Source organism: Dietzia sp. NCCP-2495 (genome assembly GCF_026011735.1).
In the GTDB taxonomy this organism is placed as follows: Bacteria; Actinomycetota; Actinomycetes; order Mycobacteriales; family Mycobacteriaceae; genus Dietzia.
This window is the reverse complement of record NZ_BRVN01000002.1, coordinates 408508-427666: the sequence shown is the minus strand read 5'-3', so window position 1 is coordinate 427666 and position 19159 is coordinate 408508. Positions and strand designations below refer to the sequence as shown.

21 protein-coding genes are annotated in these 19159 nt (G+C 70.5%); 7 read left to right on the top strand and 14 right to left on the bottom strand.

What is annotated here, in order from left to right; translation table 11 throughout:
• Positions 1-44: 44 nt before the first annotated feature.
• From priA to OPF83_RS04170, 9 genes are all read right to left on the bottom strand, one after another.
• Positions 45-803 carry a bifunctional 1-(5-phosphoribosyl)-5-((5-phosphoribosylamino)methylideneamino)imidazole-4-carboxamide isomerase/phosphoribosylanthranilate isomerase PriA gene (gene priA / locus OPF83_RS04210; protein WP_264885950.1) on the bottom strand — a complete coding sequence of 253 codons (759 nt, stop codon included), beginning with the start codon at positions 801-803 and terminating at the stop codon, positions 45-47.
• Positions 804-820: 17 nt separating this feature from the next.
• Complete coding sequence (locus tag OPF83_RS04205; RefSeq protein WP_264885949.1) at positions 821-1072, bottom strand: hypothetical protein; 252 nt, start codon at positions 1070-1072, stop codon at positions 821-823.
• Positions 1073-1088: 16 nt separating this feature from the next.
• Positions 1089-1754, bottom strand: coding sequence for an imidazole glycerol phosphate synthase subunit HisH (gene hisH / locus OPF83_RS04200; protein WP_264885948.1), 666 nt, complete (start codon positions 1752-1754; stop codon positions 1089-1091).
• Entirely contained in the window at positions 1751-2998 is a 1248-nt protein-coding gene (locus OPF83_RS04195; RefSeq protein WP_264885947.1) for an MFS transporter, read from the bottom strand. Before OPF83_RS04195 ends, hisH begins: the two co-directional genes overlap by 4 nt.
• 7 nt (positions 2999-3005) lie before the next feature.
• Entirely contained in the window at positions 3006-3629 is a 624-nt protein-coding gene (gene hisB / locus OPF83_RS04190; RefSeq protein ID WP_264885946.1) for an imidazoleglycerol-phosphate dehydratase HisB, read from the bottom strand.
• A complete protein-coding gene (locus OPF83_RS04185; protein WP_264885945.1) occupies positions 3626-4765 on the bottom strand; it encodes a histidinol-phosphate transaminase in 1140 nt (379 codons plus the stop codon). The genes hisB and OPF83_RS04185 overlap by 4 nt, the downstream gene beginning before the upstream one ends.
• A complete protein-coding gene (hisD, locus tag OPF83_RS04180; RefSeq protein WP_264885944.1) occupies positions 4762-6186 on the bottom strand; it encodes a histidinol dehydrogenase in 1425 nt (474 codons plus the stop codon). The genes OPF83_RS04185 and hisD overlap by 4 nt, the downstream gene beginning before the upstream one ends.
• Positions 6187-6283: 97 nt before the next feature.
• Entirely contained in the window at positions 6284-7051 is a 768-nt protein-coding gene (locus OPF83_RS04175; protein ID WP_264885943.1) for an ABC transporter ATP-binding protein, read from the bottom strand.
• Between the two features lie 53 nt (positions 7052-7104).
• Positions 7105-8163, bottom strand: coding sequence for an FtsX-like permease family protein (locus tag OPF83_RS04170; RefSeq protein ID WP_264885942.1), 1059 nt, complete (start codon positions 8161-8163; stop codon positions 7105-7107).
• A 156-nt stretch (positions 8164-8319) separates the two neighbouring features.
• On the opposite strand from OPF83_RS04170, the gene OPF83_RS04165 reads away from it, so the two are divergent.
• The gene (locus tag OPF83_RS04165; RefSeq protein WP_264885941.1) at positions 8320-9582 is read left to right on the top strand and encodes a sensor histidine kinase; all 1263 of its coding nucleotides are present in this window, start codon (positions 8320-8322) and stop codon (positions 9580-9582) included.
• Positions 9579-10247: a response regulator transcription factor gene (locus tag OPF83_RS04160; RefSeq protein WP_264885940.1), complete on the top strand. Its 669-nt coding sequence runs from the start codon at positions 9579-9581 to the stop codon at positions 10245-10247. The genes OPF83_RS04165 and OPF83_RS04160 overlap by 4 nt, the downstream gene beginning before the upstream one ends.
• A 120-nt stretch (positions 10248-10367) precedes the next feature.
• Here OPF83_RS04160 and OPF83_RS04155 read toward each other — a convergent pair whose 3' ends face one another.
• On the bottom strand, positions 10368-10601 hold the full coding sequence (locus tag OPF83_RS04155; protein ID WP_264885939.1) for a hypothetical protein: 234 nt from the start codon (positions 10599-10601) through the stop codon (positions 10368-10370).
• Positions 10602-10627: 26 nt separating this feature from the next.
• On the opposite strand from OPF83_RS04155, the gene OPF83_RS04150 reads away from it, so the two are divergent.
• Positions 10628-10996 carry a YceI family protein gene (locus tag OPF83_RS04150; protein WP_264885938.1) on the top strand — a complete coding sequence of 123 codons (369 nt, stop codon included), beginning with the start codon at positions 10628-10630 and terminating at the stop codon, positions 10994-10996.
• Positions 10997-11131: 135 nt separating this feature from the next.
• Positions 11132-12640 carry a lamin tail domain-containing protein gene (locus OPF83_RS04145; protein WP_264885937.1) on the top strand — a complete coding sequence of 503 codons (1509 nt, stop codon included), beginning with the start codon at positions 11132-11134 and terminating at the stop codon, positions 12638-12640.
• Between the two features lie 63 nt (positions 12641-12703).
• Here OPF83_RS04145 and OPF83_RS04140 read toward each other — a convergent pair whose 3' ends face one another.
• The 3 genes from OPF83_RS04140 to OPF83_RS04130 form a co-directional block, all read right to left on the bottom strand.
• Positions 12704-13039, bottom strand: coding sequence for a hypothetical protein (locus tag OPF83_RS04140; protein ID WP_264885936.1), 336 nt, complete (start codon positions 13037-13039; stop codon positions 12704-12706).
• Entirely contained in the window at positions 13036-14175 is a 1140-nt protein-coding gene (locus OPF83_RS04135) for a hypothetical protein (protein ID WP_264885935.1), read from the bottom strand. The genes OPF83_RS04140 and OPF83_RS04135 overlap by 4 nt, the downstream gene beginning before the upstream one ends.
• Before the next feature lie 115 nt (positions 14176-14290).
• Entirely contained in the window at positions 14291-15907 is a 1617-nt protein-coding gene (locus tag OPF83_RS04130; protein ID WP_264885934.1) for an NERD domain-containing protein, read from the bottom strand.
• Positions 15908-16043: 136 nt separating this feature from the next.
• On the opposite strand from OPF83_RS04130, the gene OPF83_RS04125 reads away from it, so the two are divergent.
• From OPF83_RS04125 to OPF83_RS04115, 3 genes are read left to right on the top strand one after another with little or no spacing between them, the layout of a single operon-like run.
• Positions 16044-16646 (top strand): biotin transporter BioY, encoded by a 603-nt coding sequence (locus tag OPF83_RS04125; RefSeq protein ID WP_264885933.1) that lies wholly within the window; start codon positions 16044-16046, stop codon positions 16644-16646.
• Between the two features lie 11 nt (positions 16647-16657).
• Positions 16658-17362, top strand: coding sequence for an energy-coupling factor ABC transporter ATP-binding protein (locus tag OPF83_RS04120; protein WP_264885932.1), 705 nt, complete (start codon positions 16658-16660; stop codon positions 17360-17362).
• Entirely contained in the window at positions 17362-17961 is a 600-nt protein-coding gene (locus OPF83_RS04115) for an energy-coupling factor transporter transmembrane protein EcfT (RefSeq protein ID WP_264885931.1), read from the top strand. The genes OPF83_RS04120 and OPF83_RS04115 overlap by 1 nt, the downstream gene beginning before the upstream one ends.
• An 85-nt stretch (positions 17962-18046) precedes the next feature.
• Here the strand turns inward: OPF83_RS04115 and OPF83_RS04110 are convergent, their stop codons facing one another.
• Positions 18047-19090 (bottom strand): oxygenase MpaB family protein, encoded by a 1044-nt coding sequence (locus OPF83_RS04110; protein WP_264885930.1) that lies wholly within the window; start codon positions 19088-19090, stop codon positions 18047-18049.
• Positions 19091-19159 lie beyond the last annotated feature (69 nt).

Genomic DNA, 19159 nt, shown 5'->3' with positions numbered 1-19159 from the left:
CGGTCCTCCTGCTCGAGGTCGTGGCGTACGGAGCTACCCGACTGTCACGACGTGTGGCGCACGCTGACGGCGGCCAGTGCCTCGGGCAGGGTGAAGCGTCCGGCGTAGAGCGCCTTGCCCACGATCGCGCCCTCGACGCCCTGCGGGACCAGCGTGGCAATGGCCTCGAGGTCGGCGACGGAGGACACCCCACCGGAGGCGACGACGGGTGCGGAGGTGGCCGCGCAGACCTGCGAGAGCATCTCGAGGTTCGGGCCGTTCAGCATCCCGTCCTTGGAGACGTCGGTCACGACGTAACGGGCGCATCCGTCCCGGTCGAGGCGCTCGAGGACCTCCCAGAGGTTGCCGCCGTCGGAGACCCAGCCCCGTCCGCGCAGCCGGGGCTCACCGTCCACCACGCGGACGTCGAGCCCCACAGCGATCCGGTCACCGTGGCGGTCGATCGCCGAGCGGCACCAGTCCGGGTTCTCCAGTGCGGCGGTGCCGATGTTGACGCGGGCACACCCGGTGGCCAGTGCGGCCTCGAGCGACGCGTCGTCGCGGATGCCGCCCGACATCTCGACCTTGATGTCGAGGGTCCCCACGACCTCGGCGAGTAACTCGCGGTTGCTCCCCCGCCCGAATGCGGCGTCGAGGTCCACGAGATGGACCCACTCGCCTCCGTCCGTCTGCCACTGCCGTGCGGCGTCCAGCGGCGATCCGTACGAGGTCTCGGTCCCCGCCTCGCCCTGGACGAGGCGGACGGCCTGGCCGTCCGCGACGTCGACGGCGGGCAGGAGTTCGAGGTAAGAAGCGTTGGTCACGGGGGTCAGCCTAGTCGTTACGGAGCGGGGGGTTCGTCATCGCCCACCTCGTCGGAGGGGTCGCCGTACTCGGCGCGGATCGCGCGGTCAGTGATCCTGCTCGACGCGACGCCCATCGCCACGATCGTGCCGATGATGCCGACGAGTGCCGCAATGGCTTTACCCACCGGACCGACCGGGAGAAGGGCGACGACGACGGCGGTGAGCCCGAGCCCGAGCACTCCGGCCCCGGCGACCCACAGCGCGAGGGTCGCGAACGACACCGGCACCGGCGAACTCCCGCCCCTAGCCAACGGACCGGATCCAGTTCTCGAGCAGGTGGAGTCCCGCGTCACCGGACTTCTCGGGGTGGAACTGCGTGGCCGAGAGCGGACCGTTCTCCACCGCCGCGACGAACGGGCTGCCGTGCGTCGCCCACGTGACCAGCGGCGCGCGGAGGTACTCCGACGGTTCCATCTCCCAGCTGCGGACACCGTAGGAGTGGACGAAGTAGAAGCGCTCGTCGGCGGCCATGCCGTCGAAGAGCACTGTATCCGGTGCGGCATCGACCGTGTTCCAGCCCATGTGGGGCAGCACCGGCGCCTCGAGCCGCTCCACGACTCCCGGCCATTCGCCGCAGCCCGCGACGCCCGTGGACTCGACGTGTTCCCCGTCGGCGAACTCGAGGCCACGGTCGAACATGACCTGCATCCCGACACAGATGCCGAGGACGGGGCGGGATCCGGCGAGACGCTCGCCGATGATCCGTGGTCCCTTGACCTCCGCCAGGCCCTGCATGCAAGCGGCGAACGCGCCGACACCGGGCACCACGAGCGCCTCGGCCTCGGTGGCCGTTCGTGCGTCCGAGGTCAGGTCGACGGTCGCGCCGACCTTCTCCAACGCCCGTTGCGCTGATCGGAGATTGCCGGATCCGTAGTCCAGTAGTGCCACGCGCGTGGCCTTGGTCGTCATTCGTCCACCTTATCGCCGGTGTCGGGCAGGGGTATCTCCCGCGCGGGGCGGGTACGTCGGGCGGCGACGGTGGCGGGCCCACCGACGACGAGGACGATGCCGGCCGCCACTGCGAACAGCACCACGTAGCCGAAGCCGGCGAGGCCGCCCATGACGATCGAGCCCAAGCCCGTGCCGGTGTCGAACGAGATGTTCCACGAGGCCGACGCGGTGCCGAGCCGTGACCGCGGCATGCGCTCGAATGACGCGACCAGTGCATCGTTCTGCACCGCGCCGAACCCGAGGCCGAACACGATGGTCGGCACGAGGAACCACCACGGGTCCGACCCGGTCGCCACCAACGCCGAGATCCCGACCATGCCGAGCGCGGCCGCGCCGAGCCCCGGGAAGACGAGCGCCCCCGGACCACGGCGGTCGGAAACGAGGCCCGCGAAGGTCCGTCCGACGATCACACCGACGCCGAGCAGTCCGAGTCCCACGCCCGCGACGACCGCTCCGCTCCCGTGGACGATCGAGTCGAGGGCCGGGGAGAGGAAGGACGCGGCGGCACCGTAGGGCAGCGAGACGGCGAGCATCACCAGGAACGGCCCGGCGAGCAGGACGAAGACCCTCCGCGTGTCGAGCGCAGAGGTCTCCGCGGGCTCCGCCGGAGCCGGATAGACCTTCGGCAGCCGGACCGCCGCGAGAAGGCCGACCGCGCCGAACGCAGTTGCTCCCCACGCGACGGTCGGGAGGCCGAACACGTCCAGCACCCACAGTCCCGCCGGGAGGAACAGTGCCTCGGAGATGCCGACCGCCAGGCCGACCAACGACGTGGCCCGACCGAGCATTCCGGGCGGCGCGAGTTCGGCCACGAGCGCCGACCCGGCGACGGTCATCATGCCGAAACCGGCTCCGCGGACACCACTGATGGCGAGCACCGCGAACGGGCCGTCGAGCAGGGCCAGCAGTCCGGAAGGCAGGCCGAGGAGCGAACTGCCCACCGCGAGCGTCCCGCGGTAGCCGATCAGCGTGTTCAGCTTCGGCGTGAGGAGCTGGAACAGCACCGTCACGGTCATGAAGACACCGGTGGTGGCACCGGCGACGAACTCGCTGCCCCCGCCGCGGACCACGGCGAGCGGGACCACCGGCAGCAGCAGCGAGAAACCGCCGAACGCGAGGAGTACGAGGACGAACGCCGCGAGCACACCCGGCGTCCGGATCAGCTGCCTCAACGCCCCCGGTGTCGCACCAGGTGCAGTCACGTCGGCATCACAGTGCGCCCTTGGTCGACGGGATCCCCGTGATGCGCGGATCCGGTTCGACCGCGGCGCGCAGCGCTCGTGCCACCGCCTTGTACTCGGCCTCGGTGATGTGGTGCGGGTCGCGGCCGTAGTGGACGATCACATGCAGGGCGATCCGGGCGTTGTAGGCCAGGGTCTCGAAGACGTGCTTGTTGAGGACCGTGCCGTACGGCGCACTGTCGTGTCCGGTCAGGACGTAGCCGATCATCATGTCGGGCTCGCCGCTGTGGACGCAGTAAGGGCGTCCCGAGACGTCGACGACGGCCTCGGCGAGGGTCTCGTCCATCGGCAGGGAGCACTGGCCGAACCGACGGATGCCCCGCTTGTCGCCGAGCGCCTGGCCCAGCGCCTGCCCGAGGACGATGGCTGTGTCCTCCACCGTGTGGTGCGCCTCGATGTCGATGTCCCCGGTCGCGCGGACCGTCAGGTCGAAGGCCCCGTGCTGACCGAAGGCGGTGAGCATGTGGTCGAAGAACGGGACACCTGTCGAGATGTCGGTCTGACCGGTGCCGTCGAGATCGATCTCCACGACGATCTCCGACTCCTTGGTGGTCCTGGAGACCCGGCCCCGCCGTGCGGTCTGCTCGCTCATCGCTTCTCCTCCGGTAGTGGCGCGATCTCGTCCGCCGCCAGTTCGGCGCTCACCTCGAGCAGCCGATCGTTCTCGTGCTCGAGCCCGATGGTCGCACGAAGTCGACCCGGGATGCCCACGTCGCGGATGAGCACTCCTGCGTCGAGGTACCTCTGCCACGCCCGGGGCGCATCGACGAACGGGCCGTAGAGCACGAAGTTGGCCTCGCTCGGCAGCACCTCGTAGCCCTGCTCCTCGAGCCCGGCGGTCACGCGCTTGCGCTCGTGGGACAACAGCGCGACCGAGGCGAGGGTCTCGTCCGCATGACGGAGCGCCGCCCGGGCGGCGGCCTGGGTCACCATCGACAGGTGGTACGGCAGTCGCACCAGGAGGACGGCCTCGACGAACGACGGATCGGCGGCGAAATAGCCGAGCCGTCCCCCGGCGAAGGCGAACGCCTTGCTCATGGTCCGGCTGACGACCAGCTTCGTGGGGTACTCGGCCAGGAGCGTGCACGCGCTCGGGGACGGGGAGAACTCGGCATATGCCTCGTCCACCACGACGATCCCCGGAGCGGCGTCCAGGAGCCGGCGGAGATCGTCGTTGTCCACCACGTGCCCGGTCGGGTTGTTGGGGGTGGTCACGAACAACACGTCGGGCCGGTGCTCGGCGAGGGCGGCCACCGCGGCGTCGACGTCGATCGACAGATCTGCGGCGCGGTCGACCGGGATCCACTCCGTTTCGGTCCCGGCGGCGAGGATCGGGTGCATGGAGTAGCTGGGGACGAACCCCATCGCGGTCCGGCCGGGGCCGCCGAACGCCTGGAGCAGCTGCTGCAGGATCTCGTTGGATCCGTTGGCCGCCCACACCATGTCCACGTCGAGGTCCACCCCGGTCTGCCGGGTCAGGTACGCGGCCAGATCAGTGCGCAGCCCGACCGCGTCGCGATCGGGATAGCGGTTGAGGTCGGCCGCGGCCCGGGACACCGCCGCGGCGATGTCGGCCACGAGTTCGTCACTCGGCGGGTGCGGGTTCTCGTTGGTGTTGAGCTGGACGGGCACCTCGAGCTGCGGGGCCCCGTAGGCACTGCGGCCCCGCAGGTTCTCGCGCAGCGGGAGGGCGTCCAGTCCCACACCGGGACGCGGGTTCGCGCTCACTGCACGTCCTCCCCTGCGGCGAGATCCTCGAACCGGGCACGGACCGCTTCACCGTGCGCAGGGAGCCGCTCGGCGTCGGCGAGCGCCACCACGGTGGGGGCGATCTCCTTGAGCGCGGCCTCGTCGTAGTCCACGACGTGGATCCCGCGCAGAAACGTCTGCACGCTCAGTCCCGACGAGTGCCGGGCGGTTCCGGAGGTGGGCAGGACGTGGTTCGAGCCCGCGGCGTAGTCGCCCAGTGGCACCGGCGAGTACGACCCCACGAAGATCGCGCCGGCATTGCGCACGCTGGCGGCGTCCGCGGCGGAGTTCCGGGTCTGGACCTCGAGGTGCTCGGCGGCGTAGGCGTCGACGACCTGCAGGCCGACCTCGATGTTGTCCACCAGCACGATGGCCGACTGCGGGCCCTCGAGTGCCTCACGCACACGGTCGGAGTTGAGGGTCACCTCGTAGCGGGCCTCGATCTCGCGGTCCACCGTGTCGGCGAACGCCTCGGAATCGGTCACCAGGACGCTGGCCGCGTTCGGGTCGTGCTCGGCCTGGCTGATGAGGTCGTAGGCCACGTGCACGGGGTCCGCGCTGTCGTCGGCCAGCACCGCGATCTCGGTGGGGCCGGCCTCGGAGTCGATGCCCACGACGCTGCGGCAGAGTCGCTTAGCGGCAGTGACATAGACGTTTCCAGGGCCGGTGACGATGTCGACGGGCTCGAGCTCCGCCGCCTCCGCCGCGGCACCGGAGTCGGTGCCGGAGTCGGTGCCGGAGTCGGTGCCGGGGTCAACATCAGAGCCGGGGGTGGAATCGGTGCCGGTGTCCTGCCCGCCGTAGGCCAACAGCGCGACGGCCTGCGCACCGCCGACCGCCCAGACCTCGTCGACCCCGAGCAGCGCGCACGCCGCGAGGATCGTGGGGTGCGGCCAGCCGTCGAACTCGGCCTGGGGCGGGGAGGCCACGACCAGGGACCCGACCCCGGCGACCTGCGCGGGGACGACATTCATGATCACGCTGGACGGGTAGACGGCCTTCCCGCCGGGAACATAGAGACCGACACGCTCGACGGGCACCCACTTCTCGGTGACGAATCCACCCGGGGCGACCTCGGTGACGGTGTCGGTGCGCTTCTGCGCCGCGTGGACGATGCGGGCCCGGCGGATCGCCTCGGTCAGGGCGTCGCGGATCCGGGGCTCGAGCTCCTCGGCGGCACGGGCGATGACCTCGGCCGGTACCCGGACGGACGCCGGCCGGACGCCGTCGAACTTCTCGCCGTACTCGCGCGCCGCGGTGGCCCCGTGCTCGCGCACCGACTCGACGACCGGGCGCACCACGTCGACAACGGAGTCGACGTCGGCCGCGCCACGAGGGAGCGTACGGCGCAGCTCGGCTCTGCCGAGGGTGCGTCCGCGCAGGTCGATGCGGGAGAGCATGCTGTGGCCTTTCCTAGGGATCGGGACCAGTCTAGTGACGGGTCCGTGCCCCGCGGCCCCGCCCACCCGGGTGGGGCGGGACCACGCCGATCCCGGGTCAGACCACAGCGCCGTCGACCACCGTGATCTGGTCATCGCAGCGGGCGGCGAGGCCCGCGTCGTGGGTGACGAGCATCAGCGCCACACCGAGGTCGCGGGTCGTGCCGAGCAGCAGGTCCATGACCGCCGCGCCGGATTCGGAGTCCAGCGCGCTGGTGGGCTCGTCTGCCAGGACGAGCGACGGCTGTCCCATCAGTGCACGCGCAACAGCCACGCGCTGCCGCTGGCCGCCGGACAGGGCGCCGACCGGGCGTCCGGCCATGTCGCCCAGACCCACCACGTCGAGCAGGCCCTCGGCGCGGGTCCGGGCGGCGTGCCGTACCGCCCGGGAGGGCCGCGTCCCGAGCCACGCCATCGCCTCGAGCTGTTCGCGGGCGGTGAGCGAGTCCAGGAGGTTGGACTGCTGGAAGACGATCCCGATCTCGGTCCGTCGTAGTTCGGCGGCGCGGGTCCGGTCAACCGTTGCGAGGTCCACCAGGGCGTCGGGGGTCTGGAGCATCACCTGCCCGGAGTCGGGTCGGGTGAGCGTGGCGGACACGGCGAGAAGGCTCGACTTGCCGGAGCCGGACGGACCGGTCACCGCGAGACTGCGCCCGCGATCGATCGTCAGGCTCACGGAGTCGACTGCCGTCACGCGTCCCAGACCGTCGGGGTAGGTCAGGACGACGTCCTCCAGGCGGAGCGCCTGGTTGCTGCTCCCGGCGTGCTGTGTGGTGTGGGTGGGGTTCGCCGAAGCCGAACCGTTGGGGCGCAGGGCGGTGGACATGGGGGTTCTCCCTTGTGAGGTGTGCAGGTGGTGTGGACAGGCGTCGCGACGTGTCATCGCGAGGCGCCGAGGGCGGTAGTGGGGTCGACGGTCACGACCGGGCGCAGGGAGACCGCGGCACCGGCCAGGCCGAGCCCGCCGAGGAGCAGCGCCGGCACCAGCGTGGTCCCGGCGGACACGACGAACGGGACGGTTCCCCCGATGAGGAGTCCGAGGAGCGCGGTGATCGCGACGCCGCCTCCCACGCCCACCGCGAGGACGAACGCGGCCTGACCGAGCGAGTCCCGGATCACGGCGCCCGTGGAGGCACCGAGAGCCTTGAGCACGGCGATGTCGGGGCGGCGCTGCATGCCCCACACGGTGAAGAACGCACCCACGACCAGCGCGGTCACAGCCAGCAGCATGGAGGTCATGGTGGTGAGCGAGGTGTTCTCGGCACGGTGCGAGGGCAGGGAATCGACCAGTCCGTCGGCGTCGACCGTCGCCAGGCCGGAGCCGGGGTCACCCGAGCCCACAGCACCCGAGCCCCCGCCGTCGACCGCCATCATCGTGGCCGGCCCACCCCGCGGCGCGAGGTCACGCCAGGTGTCGAGGTCGGTCACCACGACCGGGGTGTGGGAGTGCCAGAGGTCGCCGGCCTCACCGGTCACCGCGAGAGACGTGCCGTTGACCCCGATCGACCGGATGTCGGCGCCCAGCTCGTCGTCGACCCCGTCGGTGACCAGGCCCGCTCCCCCGCCGGGTACGGCCACCGAGCCCACGGGGGCCGACAGTCCCACGGCGACGGCCGCGACGCCGGTCTCGCTCCCGTCGTCGAGGGTGACGCGCGCGATCCCCACCGGAACCGCGGTGGGGTCGGCGGCGGTGACGGCGTCGATCTGTTCGGTGGTCAGTGCGGCGCGGTCGAGGTCCACGGCGCCGTCGGCGTCGGCGGGCAGGACGAAGGACGCGCCACCACTGCCGAGGGCGCGGAGCGCGGACACGCTCTGCCCGGCCAGGCCGGCGGTGAGGCCGAGCAGCCCGGACACCAGGACGGACAGCAGCAGGACGACGCCGGTGATCAGGGCGAAGCGCCAGCGGGCGGTGCGGAGTTCGCGCAGTGCGAAGAACATGGGTTTTCCTCTCGTGAAGGTCTGCCCTCAAGGCTCGTCGCGCCGCGGCGGATCCGAATCGGACGAGCGGTTGGTTCCTCGGGGTCGATCGGTGGAGTCGCGGGTCAACCGTTCGGTGGATGCGCCCGCCTCACCGCAGGCGCTAGCGTCGAGCGGGTGACCTCTGCGCCCGTGCCCGAGATGGAGCTGCCTCCCGAGTCGGCCGGGGTGCGCGCGGTGTTCGCGCAGTTGCAGGTCGCTCTGCACACCTTGGTGGCGGCGCTGCTGGTCCTCACTCTCGTGTCCGCTCATCGCGACTCCACGGGCGAGCCCGATCTCCCGGCGGTGGCGGCCGCTGTCGGGTTCGCCGCCGTGTACGTGGCGGGGACCGTGTGGGATCGTCGCCGCACAACGAGGCGCGCGGTACGGCTGGGCTGGCTCGCGGCGGTCCTGGCGCTGTGGGCCGCGCTGGTCGTCCAGGTCCCGGAGGCCGCTTACCTGGTGTTCCCGTTGTTCTTCCTCGCCCAGTTCCTCCTCGGCGCCTGGGTGGGCGCGGTGGCGGTGGCCGCGCTCGCGGCGGTGGCGGTGGTGGCCCTCGGGTTGCACCACGGGTTCACGCCCGCGGGTGTGGTGGGTCCGGTGGTCGGTGCCCTGGTCGCGCTGGGTTTGTCGGCGGGGGTGCGCGCGCTGCACGCGGAGTCCCGCGCCCGGCGTGAGGTGATCGCCGAGCTGGTGGCCACGAGGTCGGTTCTCGCGGCGCGGCAACGTCAAGTGGGGCGGGAGAGCGAGCGTGCGCGGCTCGCCGGGGAGATCCACGACACCGTCGCGCAGGGGCTGGCGAGCATCGGGATGTTGTTGCACGCCGCCGAGCGCGCCGATCCGTCCCACCCGGCGGTCGAGCAGATCCGCCTGGCCCGTGAGGTAGCCGGCGAGAACCTCGCCGAGACGCGCCGCCTGATCGAGGCGCTCCGCCCCGCGCCCCTGGAGGGGGTCACCCTCGTCGGGGCCCTGGGCCGCGTGGCCGACCGGGTCCGTGCGGAGTATCCGGATATCGAGGTGACCGTGGTGGGCGGTCTGGCGACCGAACCTCCGTCGGAGCTCGCGGCCGCGTCGGTGCGGGTGGTGCAGGAGGCCCTGTTCAATGCCGTCCGGCACGGCGCACCGTCGGAGATCACGGTGATCGTGTCGGACGAGGTGATCGTCTCGGAGGAGGTGAGCGTGCCGGACGAGGAGCACGCGGCCCCCGTCAGCCTGGCGCTGACGATCACCGACGACGGCCGTGGCTTCGATCCGGGTGCCCCACGGACCGCCGCCGCGTTCGGGCTCGACGGGATGTCGCGACGCGTGGCCGACCTGGGTGGGACGCTCGAGGTGGAATCCGGGGTGGGACGCGGTACGACGGTGCGTGCGGTGTGGCCGGCCGGGAGGAGAGAATCATGACGACGACACCGCCGCCGCATCCACAGTCGCAGCCCACGTCGACCCGGATCCGCGTACTCATCGCGGACGACCACGCCGTGGTCCGGACCGGCCTGCGGGCCTTACTGGCCTCCGATCAGACGATCGATGTGATCGCCGACGTTCCCGAGCCGACGGCCGCGGTCGATCGGAGTCGGATCGGCGACGTGGACGTGGTTCTGATGGACCTGCGGTTCGCCGGCGACGCGCGTGCCGGGGTCCGTGCCACCGCCATCCTGCGCTCACTCCCCGACCCACCCCAGGTCCTGGTACTCACCAGCCACGACACGGATGCGGACATCGTGGGCGCGATCGAAGCCGGGGCGTGCGGCTACCTGCTCAAGGACGCCGACCCGGAGGAACTGCTCGGGGCGGTGCGCGCGGCAGCCGCCGGGGAGAGTGCACTGTCCCCCACCGTCGCCGCGACGCTGATGGGACACCTGCGTGCCCCACGTCCTGTGCTGACCGAGCGCGAGACGCAGGTGCTCCAGGCGGTGGCCGGAGGCGCCACCAACCGACAGGCGGCCTCGTCACTCCACGTGTCGGAGGCGACGGTCAAGACGCACCTGGTGCACGTGTTCGACAAACTCGGTGTCACCTCACGGACCGCGGCGGTGGCCCGGGCCCGCGACCTCGGTCTGGTGTGAGGGCCGCGAGTAGAATCCGACCATGCGGACACGCTCCCTGAAGCCCGGACCGCTCGTCGCCGTCGTCGTAGTAGTCGTACTGGTCCTCGTCGTCATCGGGATCGTCGCCGGCCCGTCCCTCTACCGCGCCGCCCGCGGCGGTGACGACTCCTCCGTCACCACCATCTCCACAGGCCGGGCCGAGGCGCCGGCCGGCGAGCTCGAGGGCACGTGGACGGTCATCCCCGGTTCCGGATCAAATCGGACGACCGCCGGATACACGGTCGACGAGATCCTCAACGGTGAACCGGTCACGGTGGTCGGCAGCACCGGCGAGGTCACCGGCCGCATCGAGATCGCCGGATCCACCCTCACCTCCGGTTCCTTCGACGTCCGCGTCGGTGACCTGGCCACCGACAACGGCGCCCGCGACAACCGGGCGGTCCCCCGAGATCCTCGACGCGGACGGGCACCCGGTCGCCACGCTCGACCTGACCGGGGAGGTCGACCTCGCCGGGCTGCCCAGCGACGGCACCACCGCGACGATCCCGATGCCGGTGGAGCTGACCGTCAAGGGCACCACCGTGCCCGCGACCGTCGACGTGGATGTGCTGCGGACCGGCGAACACCTCATCGCCTCGGCCTCGATCCCGGTGACGTGGTCCGAGGTCGGCGTACAAGCTCCGAGCCTGGGGTTCGTCACGGTCGCCGAGAGCGGCACGGTCGACTTCCTGGTCGTGATGGAGAACTCCGGGCCCGTCGGCGCGTAGTCGCCTGCACGTCGTCCACGACGCATGTAGACGAGTGTTCAGTTCCCGGTCACCCGCCGGTCGTGTTCCGGGCACCCGCGACTCGTAGGTTCTCCGGGTCCACCGTTCACAGGTGTTGCCCAGGAAAGGCTCTCTATGCGTATTCGCTCCCTCACCCCCGGCGTCCTCGCCGCAGCCCTCGCCGCCGGTGCGGCGGTCGGGTTGCCCGCGACAGTCGCCGCCGCCCCGGTCCCCGCGACCGCCGCCGACATCGTCATCAACGAGGTCGAGTCCAATGGCGACCCGGTCGGCGACTGGGTGGAGCTGGCGAACCTCGACACCGACCGGGACCTGGACATCTCCGGCTGGTCGATCATCGACGATGATCCCAAGCACGAACCCCTGGTGTTCCCGGCCGGCACCACCATCGAGTCCGGCGGCTACTTCTCGATCTACACCGACGAGGGCCCGAACGGCTTCGGACTGGGCGGCGACGACACAGTCACGCTGTTCGACGCCACCGGCGCGCAGGTCGACGTGACCACCTGGCCGGGCCACTCCGCCACCACCTGGGGACGCGTGCCGGACATGACCGGCGAGTTCGCCGTCACCGGTGAGTCGACGCGGGGCGGCCGCAATACCGCCGCCGAGGACACCGCCCCCGTCGAGACCTCCCCCTGGCCCTTCGACCCGCTCACCATCACCCCGGTGGAGCTCGGTGGCGCCTTCGCCGGTGACGACATGTCCGGCGTGGACATCGCCGCCGACGGCACCGCGTACGTGGTGAACAACGGCGCGGGCACACTGCACGTCCTGACCTTTGACCGGGCCGCCGACACCTACTCCGAGGACCGGACCTTCACGCTGCGTTACCCGGACGGCGCGGGCATCCCCGACTCCGAGGGCGTGACCGTCGACGACGAGGGCGCCGTGTACGTCGCCACCGAGCGCAACGACGAAGCCGACGACATCAGCCGCCCGTCCGTGCTGCGCTTCGAACTCCCCTCCGGCGCTGACTCCGGCGAGCTGGCAGCGACCGACGAGTACGACCTGTCCGGCATCACCGGACCACTTTCCGCCAACGGCGGCCTCGAGGCGGTCGAGTACCTCCCCGAGGCCTGGGGCGGAGCGTTCGCCGTGGGTGTCGAGGGCACCGGAGCGGTCCACTTCGTCTCCTTCGGAGCGGACGGTTCGATCACCGAGCACCAGACCTTCGACTCCCCGTTCCAGGGCGTGATGGCGCTGGACCACGACGCCTCGACCGGCGTCCTGCGGGTCCTGTGCGACGAGGTGTGCGAGGGTCGCTCGCTGGAGATGACGTTCGACGGCACCGAGTTCGTCACCGACGGCACCCTCTACGCCCGTCCAGAAGGCATGCCCAACCACGCCAACGAGGGATTCGCCACGCACAGCGAGACCGTCGAGTGCATGACCGGGACCACCTCGCGCGTGCGGATGCTGTGGACCGACGACGCCGGCGCCGACGGAGTCGGCCTGCGTACCGCTGTCACCTCCGGTGAGGACTGTGAGTCCGGCGGCGGCCTCCTCGGTTCGGTCGGCGACCTCGCGCCGGTGCTCGAGCCGCTGCTCGGGTCGCTCGGCACGCTCGACCTGCCGGTGCCCGTGACCACCGAGTCGGTCATGGGGACGCTGCCGGCGCTGTAGAGCGCCACTACTCACCGCCCACCCGCAGGCCTGTCGCCCGCGCCGCCCGAGACCGCCGGCCGGTCACTCGGGGGGCGTGGGCGACAGCCATGTCGCGTCGTACTCCCGCGCGACGAGCGGCCAGACGAAGTCCCGCCCCGCCTCGACGGAGGCGAGGTCGGTCACCACCCCGGCCCACAGCACGAACTCGTGTGGGATCGGTCGGCCGGACCGGTCCGTCCGCCCTGCCGGATCGGGGAATCGCAGGCCGGTGTAGCCGTCGCGGTGGACGAGAAGCTCGGTGGCGTCGCCGGCACCGACGAACACCGCGTCATAGACGTCGAGGGGGTCGTCCAGCCCACCGTCGCGGAGGAATCGGAAGCCCCAGTCCCAGCCCCGGGTCGCCCAGATCATCGTCACGACACTCCCCTGATCAGTGTCACCGCCTGCTCGGCCTCCTCCAGGTCGATCTTGAACTGGGAGAGGGTAGAGCCGAGGAGGTCTCCCTTGGTCCGCGCGCTGCGGTTGAGCTCCCGGAGCTTGTTGCCCGCCAGTGCAGCCACCTCGGCGAGGACGGACGGACCGAGTGCCACGACCGCCCTCGCGAGCGGTTTCGGCAGGCGCGCGGCGGCCAGAGAGAGGACCGTCGCGACCAGCTTCGAGTTCCGGAGCAGCTCGCCGGACACCTTGGAGGGCAGTCGCAACTCGGTGGTCCATCTGACATGCCTTTCGAACGGCAGCATCGCGGCGAGTGGAAGGAGCAGGTCCAGCCCCACGCGTCGTTCGAGGTGGATCTCGCCGGGTGCAAACCGGCCGGAGGAGAGCAGGAGGACGTCCTCGCCCACCGCCAGTGCCTCCGGCGCCACGACGAAGGAGGCCAGAACCTCGCGGAGCAGATCGAGCTCGTCCACCGCCTTTTCGATCACGAGATCGCGGAACCCGTAGACGTCCAGGTCGGGGTTGAGGTCCGACTTCGACAGGGCGATGAACCAGATCCTCGGGAACCGCACCAGTCGCCTGTCGTCCTCGAGGATGTCGGGGCGCATCGACAGCAGCGTGTTGCGGAAACTCGTGAACAGGTACTTGAGGTAGCGCTCCTCCTCACCCCTGTGGTCGAGGAGTTTCTGCCCGTCGACCAGCAGGAACGCCACGTCGGATTCCAGCAGCGCACGGAAACCCGCGGCCTGACGCTCGCGCTCCCGCGCGCCCTCGCGTCGGCCCTCGAACCATTCGCCGGGATAGTCGTGCCAGACCAACCTCAGTGCGTCGGTTGTGCCTCCGCCGGTAGCGGAGTCCAGCTTCAGTTTGAGGTCGAACCCGTAGGAGTCCCACGAGAACCGGTTGGCCGGGGGCAGCGTGGCCGAGTTCTTCATTCCCAGGTAGTAGCTGTGCAGCTTGTTGCCCTGGGGCTGCGACACCGGGACCAGGTGGCGCCGGCTCGAGTTGATGACCTCGGGTTCCTGCGCGCGCCCGTAGAACGACGACAGCAGGACAGTCTTACCACTCCCGCTCTCGCCGAACAGCGCGATGTGTTGCTCGAACTCTGGTCGGGCCATCGTTTCCCTCTCCGTCGCCGCGCGTGCGGCTGTGCGCCGGGGACCGCGCCGATCAGTACATCAGCATCCCGGCTTTCCCCCTGGTTCTCCTGCCGCATGGTAGCCAGCCGTCACCTCAGTCGGAGGTGTCCGTGTTCCCCACCACGACGAGTACGTCCGTCGCCCGGGACAGCCCGACGTAGATGCGTTCGCGCAGTCGATCGATGTCGTCACGGTGGTTACACACGAGAACCACGGCGGGGCGTTCGAGTCCCTTGAAGCCCAGGACGTGCCCGTAGAAGATGTCCTCCCCGTCCCAGAACGTCTCCCAGTAGGAGTCATTGCCCTCGGCCTGCAGTTCCACCTGCATCGGGTGCCGCGATCCTGTGACGAGCAACGCCACGTCTCGCGGCTCCCAGCCCTCGTCGAGCAGCCGCACGGCCTCGTCGTCACCGATCGTTACGGGATCCTCGCCCTCGCCCACGGCGACGTATCTCACCGCGGGACCGGTGCCTCCCCGCAGCTCCATCCGTTGGCCCACCAGTGGGAGGAACGCCGTCGCGATCTGGCGTGTGTTGCGCAGATTGTGGTCGAGCACCAGCGGGACCAGGTCGACCGGTGGCCGTCCGGTCCGCTGGAACACACTCTGACCGGCGTCGCCGACGATCATCAACCGCCCGTTCTCGCGATCGCGCAGTGCCCTGATGACCGGGTTCCACCAGGTGTCGGCGAAATCCTGCGCCTCGTCGACGATCACCGCGTCGAACCTCTTACCCTCGGGCAGCTGGTCGGCCAGCTCGGTCATGAGCCGCGGCAGCTCCTCCTCCCACCAGTTCGCTGCCTCGGCCGTCCGCTCCCGCTCGTCGGGGCCCACGGGCGCGCCCCACTCCACGCCGAGTGCGTGGAACTCCCCCACGTAGGCGGGCTGCTCCCGCCGTCGCCACCCGCTGGTTACACGCTTGAGGTATCCGGCCAGTCCGTGCGAAGAGCAGATGAGCGCCACCCGCTGACCGTCCCTGGACAGCCGTCGGGCCTGCTCCAGCGCGAGGAAGGTTTTGCCGCTGCCTGCCCCTCCCCTGATCTCCACTCTCGGCAGGGCGTCGACGGCGCGCAGGAGGACCGATTGCTCGCGGGTGAGGGCATCGGCGATGTCGGCGTTCTCCGACGCCCGGGCGACGACGTCCCGCTGCGGTAGCCCACGACCGCCGAGGACCTCCGCGAGGCGGTTGACCGTCTCCGGGGCCAGGAACGACAGATCTGAGGGTCCGGATTGCTGGGCGAGGCGGTAGGCGATCGACGCGAGTTGGTCCAGCTGCTCGCGGTCGGCGATCCGAGTGCGCTGGATCTCGGGCAGGGCGAAGTCGTCGGGGATCCGCGCGTTGGGGAACACGAGCATGTGGGTCCAGCGCTGATACTGCCGCGGCCAGCGGGGATCGGCGCTGACGAATCCTCGCAGCGCGTACAGGGCGTCGCGGCACTGGGTTACCGGGTCGATCACGAACTGCTTGGTCCCGCTGCCCTGGATCCACTGCCCGTCCTCGACGGTGATCTGACCGGCCTTGACCTCGATCGCGACGATCCCCGCACCGGGCATCGCGACGAGGATGTCCACCTCGTGTTCCTTCTCGTCCGTCGACACGCGTTGCCCCACCACGATGAGGGAGTCCTCGGACAGCTGGTCGCGCAGGCGCTCGACGACCGACTCCTCGGAGGGGTGACCGTAGACGGGGTGGGCGGGGAGAACTCGGGCCATGTAACAGGGATACCCCAGGTTCGACCCTCCTCGGTGCCGCTGCGCCACGAGGGCGATGTGGCAGGCGCCACGCCGACCTGTTCTAATGAACGGCGTTCAGGGCCGCGGTGCGGCTTCGTCACAACCGAGGAGAACCATGAGCACGTCGATCGACAGGGCTCCCGCCCGCAGCGCCACCCGTGATCTCGCGCAGATCGCGGTGTTCGCCGCGCTTATCGTCGTTCTCGGCCTCCCCGGGCAGATCAGCATCGGCTCGGCCGGAGTGCCCATCACGCTGCAGACGCTCGGCGTGATGCTCGCCGGCGCGCTGCTCGGCTGGCGCAAGGGCGCCCTGTCGGTCGTGACCGTGATCATCATCGGCCTGGCCCTCCCGGTTCTCGCCGGCGGTCGCACCTCGCTCAACTCGCTCGCCGGCCCCACCGCCGGTTTCCTCATCGGCTGGATCCCGGCCGTGATCGTGATCGGCCTGCTCACCGCGCTGATGATGCCGCGCTACCGCCTCATCCCGGGCCTGCTCATCACGATCCTCGGCGGCATCGTCGTGATCTACGCCGTCGGCGTGGCGGGCATGCTCCTCCGCACCGACCTCACCCTCGGCGCCGCTCTCGCCGCCAACGGCGTGTTCCTGCCGGGCGATCTCGCGAAGGCGGTCGTCACCGCGGTGGTGGCGCAGCAGGTCCACAAGGCCCGCCCGGGACTCATCGCGCCGCTGCGTGGCCACCGCGCGTCTGCCGCGTAACGTATCCCGGCGTGACCGAGCCACGCGAGCCCCTGGAGATCCGTTTCGACGAGGTCGGGCACAGCTATGGCGACCGCACGGTCCTGTCCGACGTCACCCTGACGCTCACCGAACGCCGGATCGGGATCGTGGGTGTCAACGGCGGCGGCAAGTCGACGCTCGCACGGATGATCAACGGGCTCGTCGTCCCCACCTCCGGCGCGGTCACCGTCGGCGGCCTGGACACCCGCCGCAAGGGCGGTCGCGTCCGCAAGCAGGTCGGCTTCTGCTTCACCGACCCTGACACCCAGATCGTCATGCCCACTGTGGTGGAGGACGTGGAGTTCTCGCTCCGTCGTTCCGGGTTGTCGAGCACAGAACGACGACGACGAGCCCTCCAAGTGCTCGAGAAGTACGGTCTGGCCGGGCACGCGGACCATCCCTGCCACCTGTTGTCCGGCGGTCAGAAGCAACTCCTTGCCCTGGCCGCGGTCCTCGTGCTGGAACCGGCGGTGGTCGTCGCGGACGAACCCACGACCCTGCTCGATCTGCGGAACCGGGCGCTGGTCGCGGAGACGTTCGCGACATTGCCCCAGCAACTTGTCGTGGTGACACATGATCTCGACCTGGTCGCCGACTTCGACCGGGTCCTGGTGGTCGACGGCGGGCGCGTGGTGATCGACGACTCCCCCGGCCCTGCGCTCGACGGGTACCGGCAGATCGCGCTGGGCACCTGATGTTCGCGACCTACCAGCCCGGCGACTCGGTGCTCCACCGCCTGTCGGCGGGCGTGAAGATCCTGCTGGTCGCCGTGCTTATCGTGTCGGTCACGGTCCTGGTGCGCGAGCCGTGGCACCTGCTCCCGGCCATCGCACTGGTGGTCGTGCTCTACCTGGTCGGCCGGATCCCCGCCCGTGCCGCGTGGGATCAGGTCCGACCGGTGGTGCCGATGCTCGTCGCGATCGGAGTGTTGCAGTGGATCGTCGCGGATCGTGACGCGGCACTGAGGGTGACGGGCACGCTACTGGTCGCGATCGCGGTGGCCGGCCTGGTGGCGCTCACGACCCGGGTGTCGGACATGCTCGACGCGGTGACCCGCGCAGCCGGTCCGCTGCGCCATGTCGGGGTGTCCCCCGATCGCATCGCCCTGGTCCTCGTCCTGACGATCCGCGCCATCCCGCTGCTCGCGCGGCAGCTGCGCCAGGTCACCGAGGCGCGCAAGGCCCGCGGGCTCGGGATGCCGATCCGTGCGCTCGTGGTGCCGACCGTTCTCGGAGCGCTCACCACCGCCGACCAGCTTGGCGACGCGTTGGCCGCGCGCGGCGTCGACGACTGAGACCCCCGCAGTCGAGGCTCCGTGCGGCCGCTACACAACCGCTGGCCACCACCTCAGCTGGCCAGCACTTCATCCGGCCAGCGCTTCAGCCGGCCCTCCGGGGAGCCACGAACTCCAGCGGAGCGTCGTGATGGTTGTGCTCGTACGGGTCCAGCGCCGGGTCCGCGCCCCGGGCGGCGAGTTGGTCCGCGTACTGCTCCAGCGGGGTGCGGGGATCGCCGAACTTCGCGCGGGCCTGCACGGCGGTGTAGACGCTCGAGGACTCGGCGGGTACACCCCGAATATAGCCCGTGAGCACCGGTCCACCTCGCGGCGCGACACGCTCGAGGAACCACATCTGGGCTCGCGGACTCCGCGCCAGGGCCGCCATCCCCGGCCGGATCAGCCCGGTGACCACCGCGTCCTGCAGGCGTGACTGACGGACGCCCATCAACGGACGCATCCATCGCGGATACGTGGCGATCACGCCGGATCGGATCACCGGGCCCAGGACCGACCGCATCGGCGCCGGCAAAGCGGTGAAGATGGTGCGCATCCCGTCGAGGATGAAGTCGATGTTGTGCACCGCCGCCTCCGAGGAGGCCAGCCGGTCACGCCAGTCGTCGAAGTACTTCTGCACCTCGCCCCGCGTGGTCGGGACGTCCTCCACGCGGATGGGCTGCACGGAGGCCGCGATCGCACACTCCCGCCAGTATTCGTTCTCCTCCGCCCGGGAGAGCGTGCCGGGGCCGAACTTCTCGTAGACGTAGAGGATCGAGTGCCACGCCGTCATGTGGATCCACAGCTGCGAGTCCGGGTCGTTGGAGTCGAAGGTCCCGCCGGTCACCGGGTTCGGCCCGTGGGCCCGGGCGTGGACCTTCATGAGCACGTCCGACGACTTGATCACCGATTCGGCGTCCCCGAACAGCACCGTGGCGAAGTACTGCACGGTCCTGTCGTACCGCAGCGCGGGACGCTGGAGGACCTGGCCGCTGGCATCGACGGCCGCGGTGAGGTCGGGATCGAGGTGTTCGATCGTCACCGCACGGATGAAGCCGAGCAGCGCGGACGTGGGATATGACCACACCCGTCGTGACACCGAATCCGCAGGGAAGAGGCCTTCGTCGCGACGGAGGTACCGGTTCGTCATGGTTTACACCACCCTTGGTTTTGTCCACCTAGTGTGGCGACCGTAGCACCGACTCGTGCTCCGCGCCAC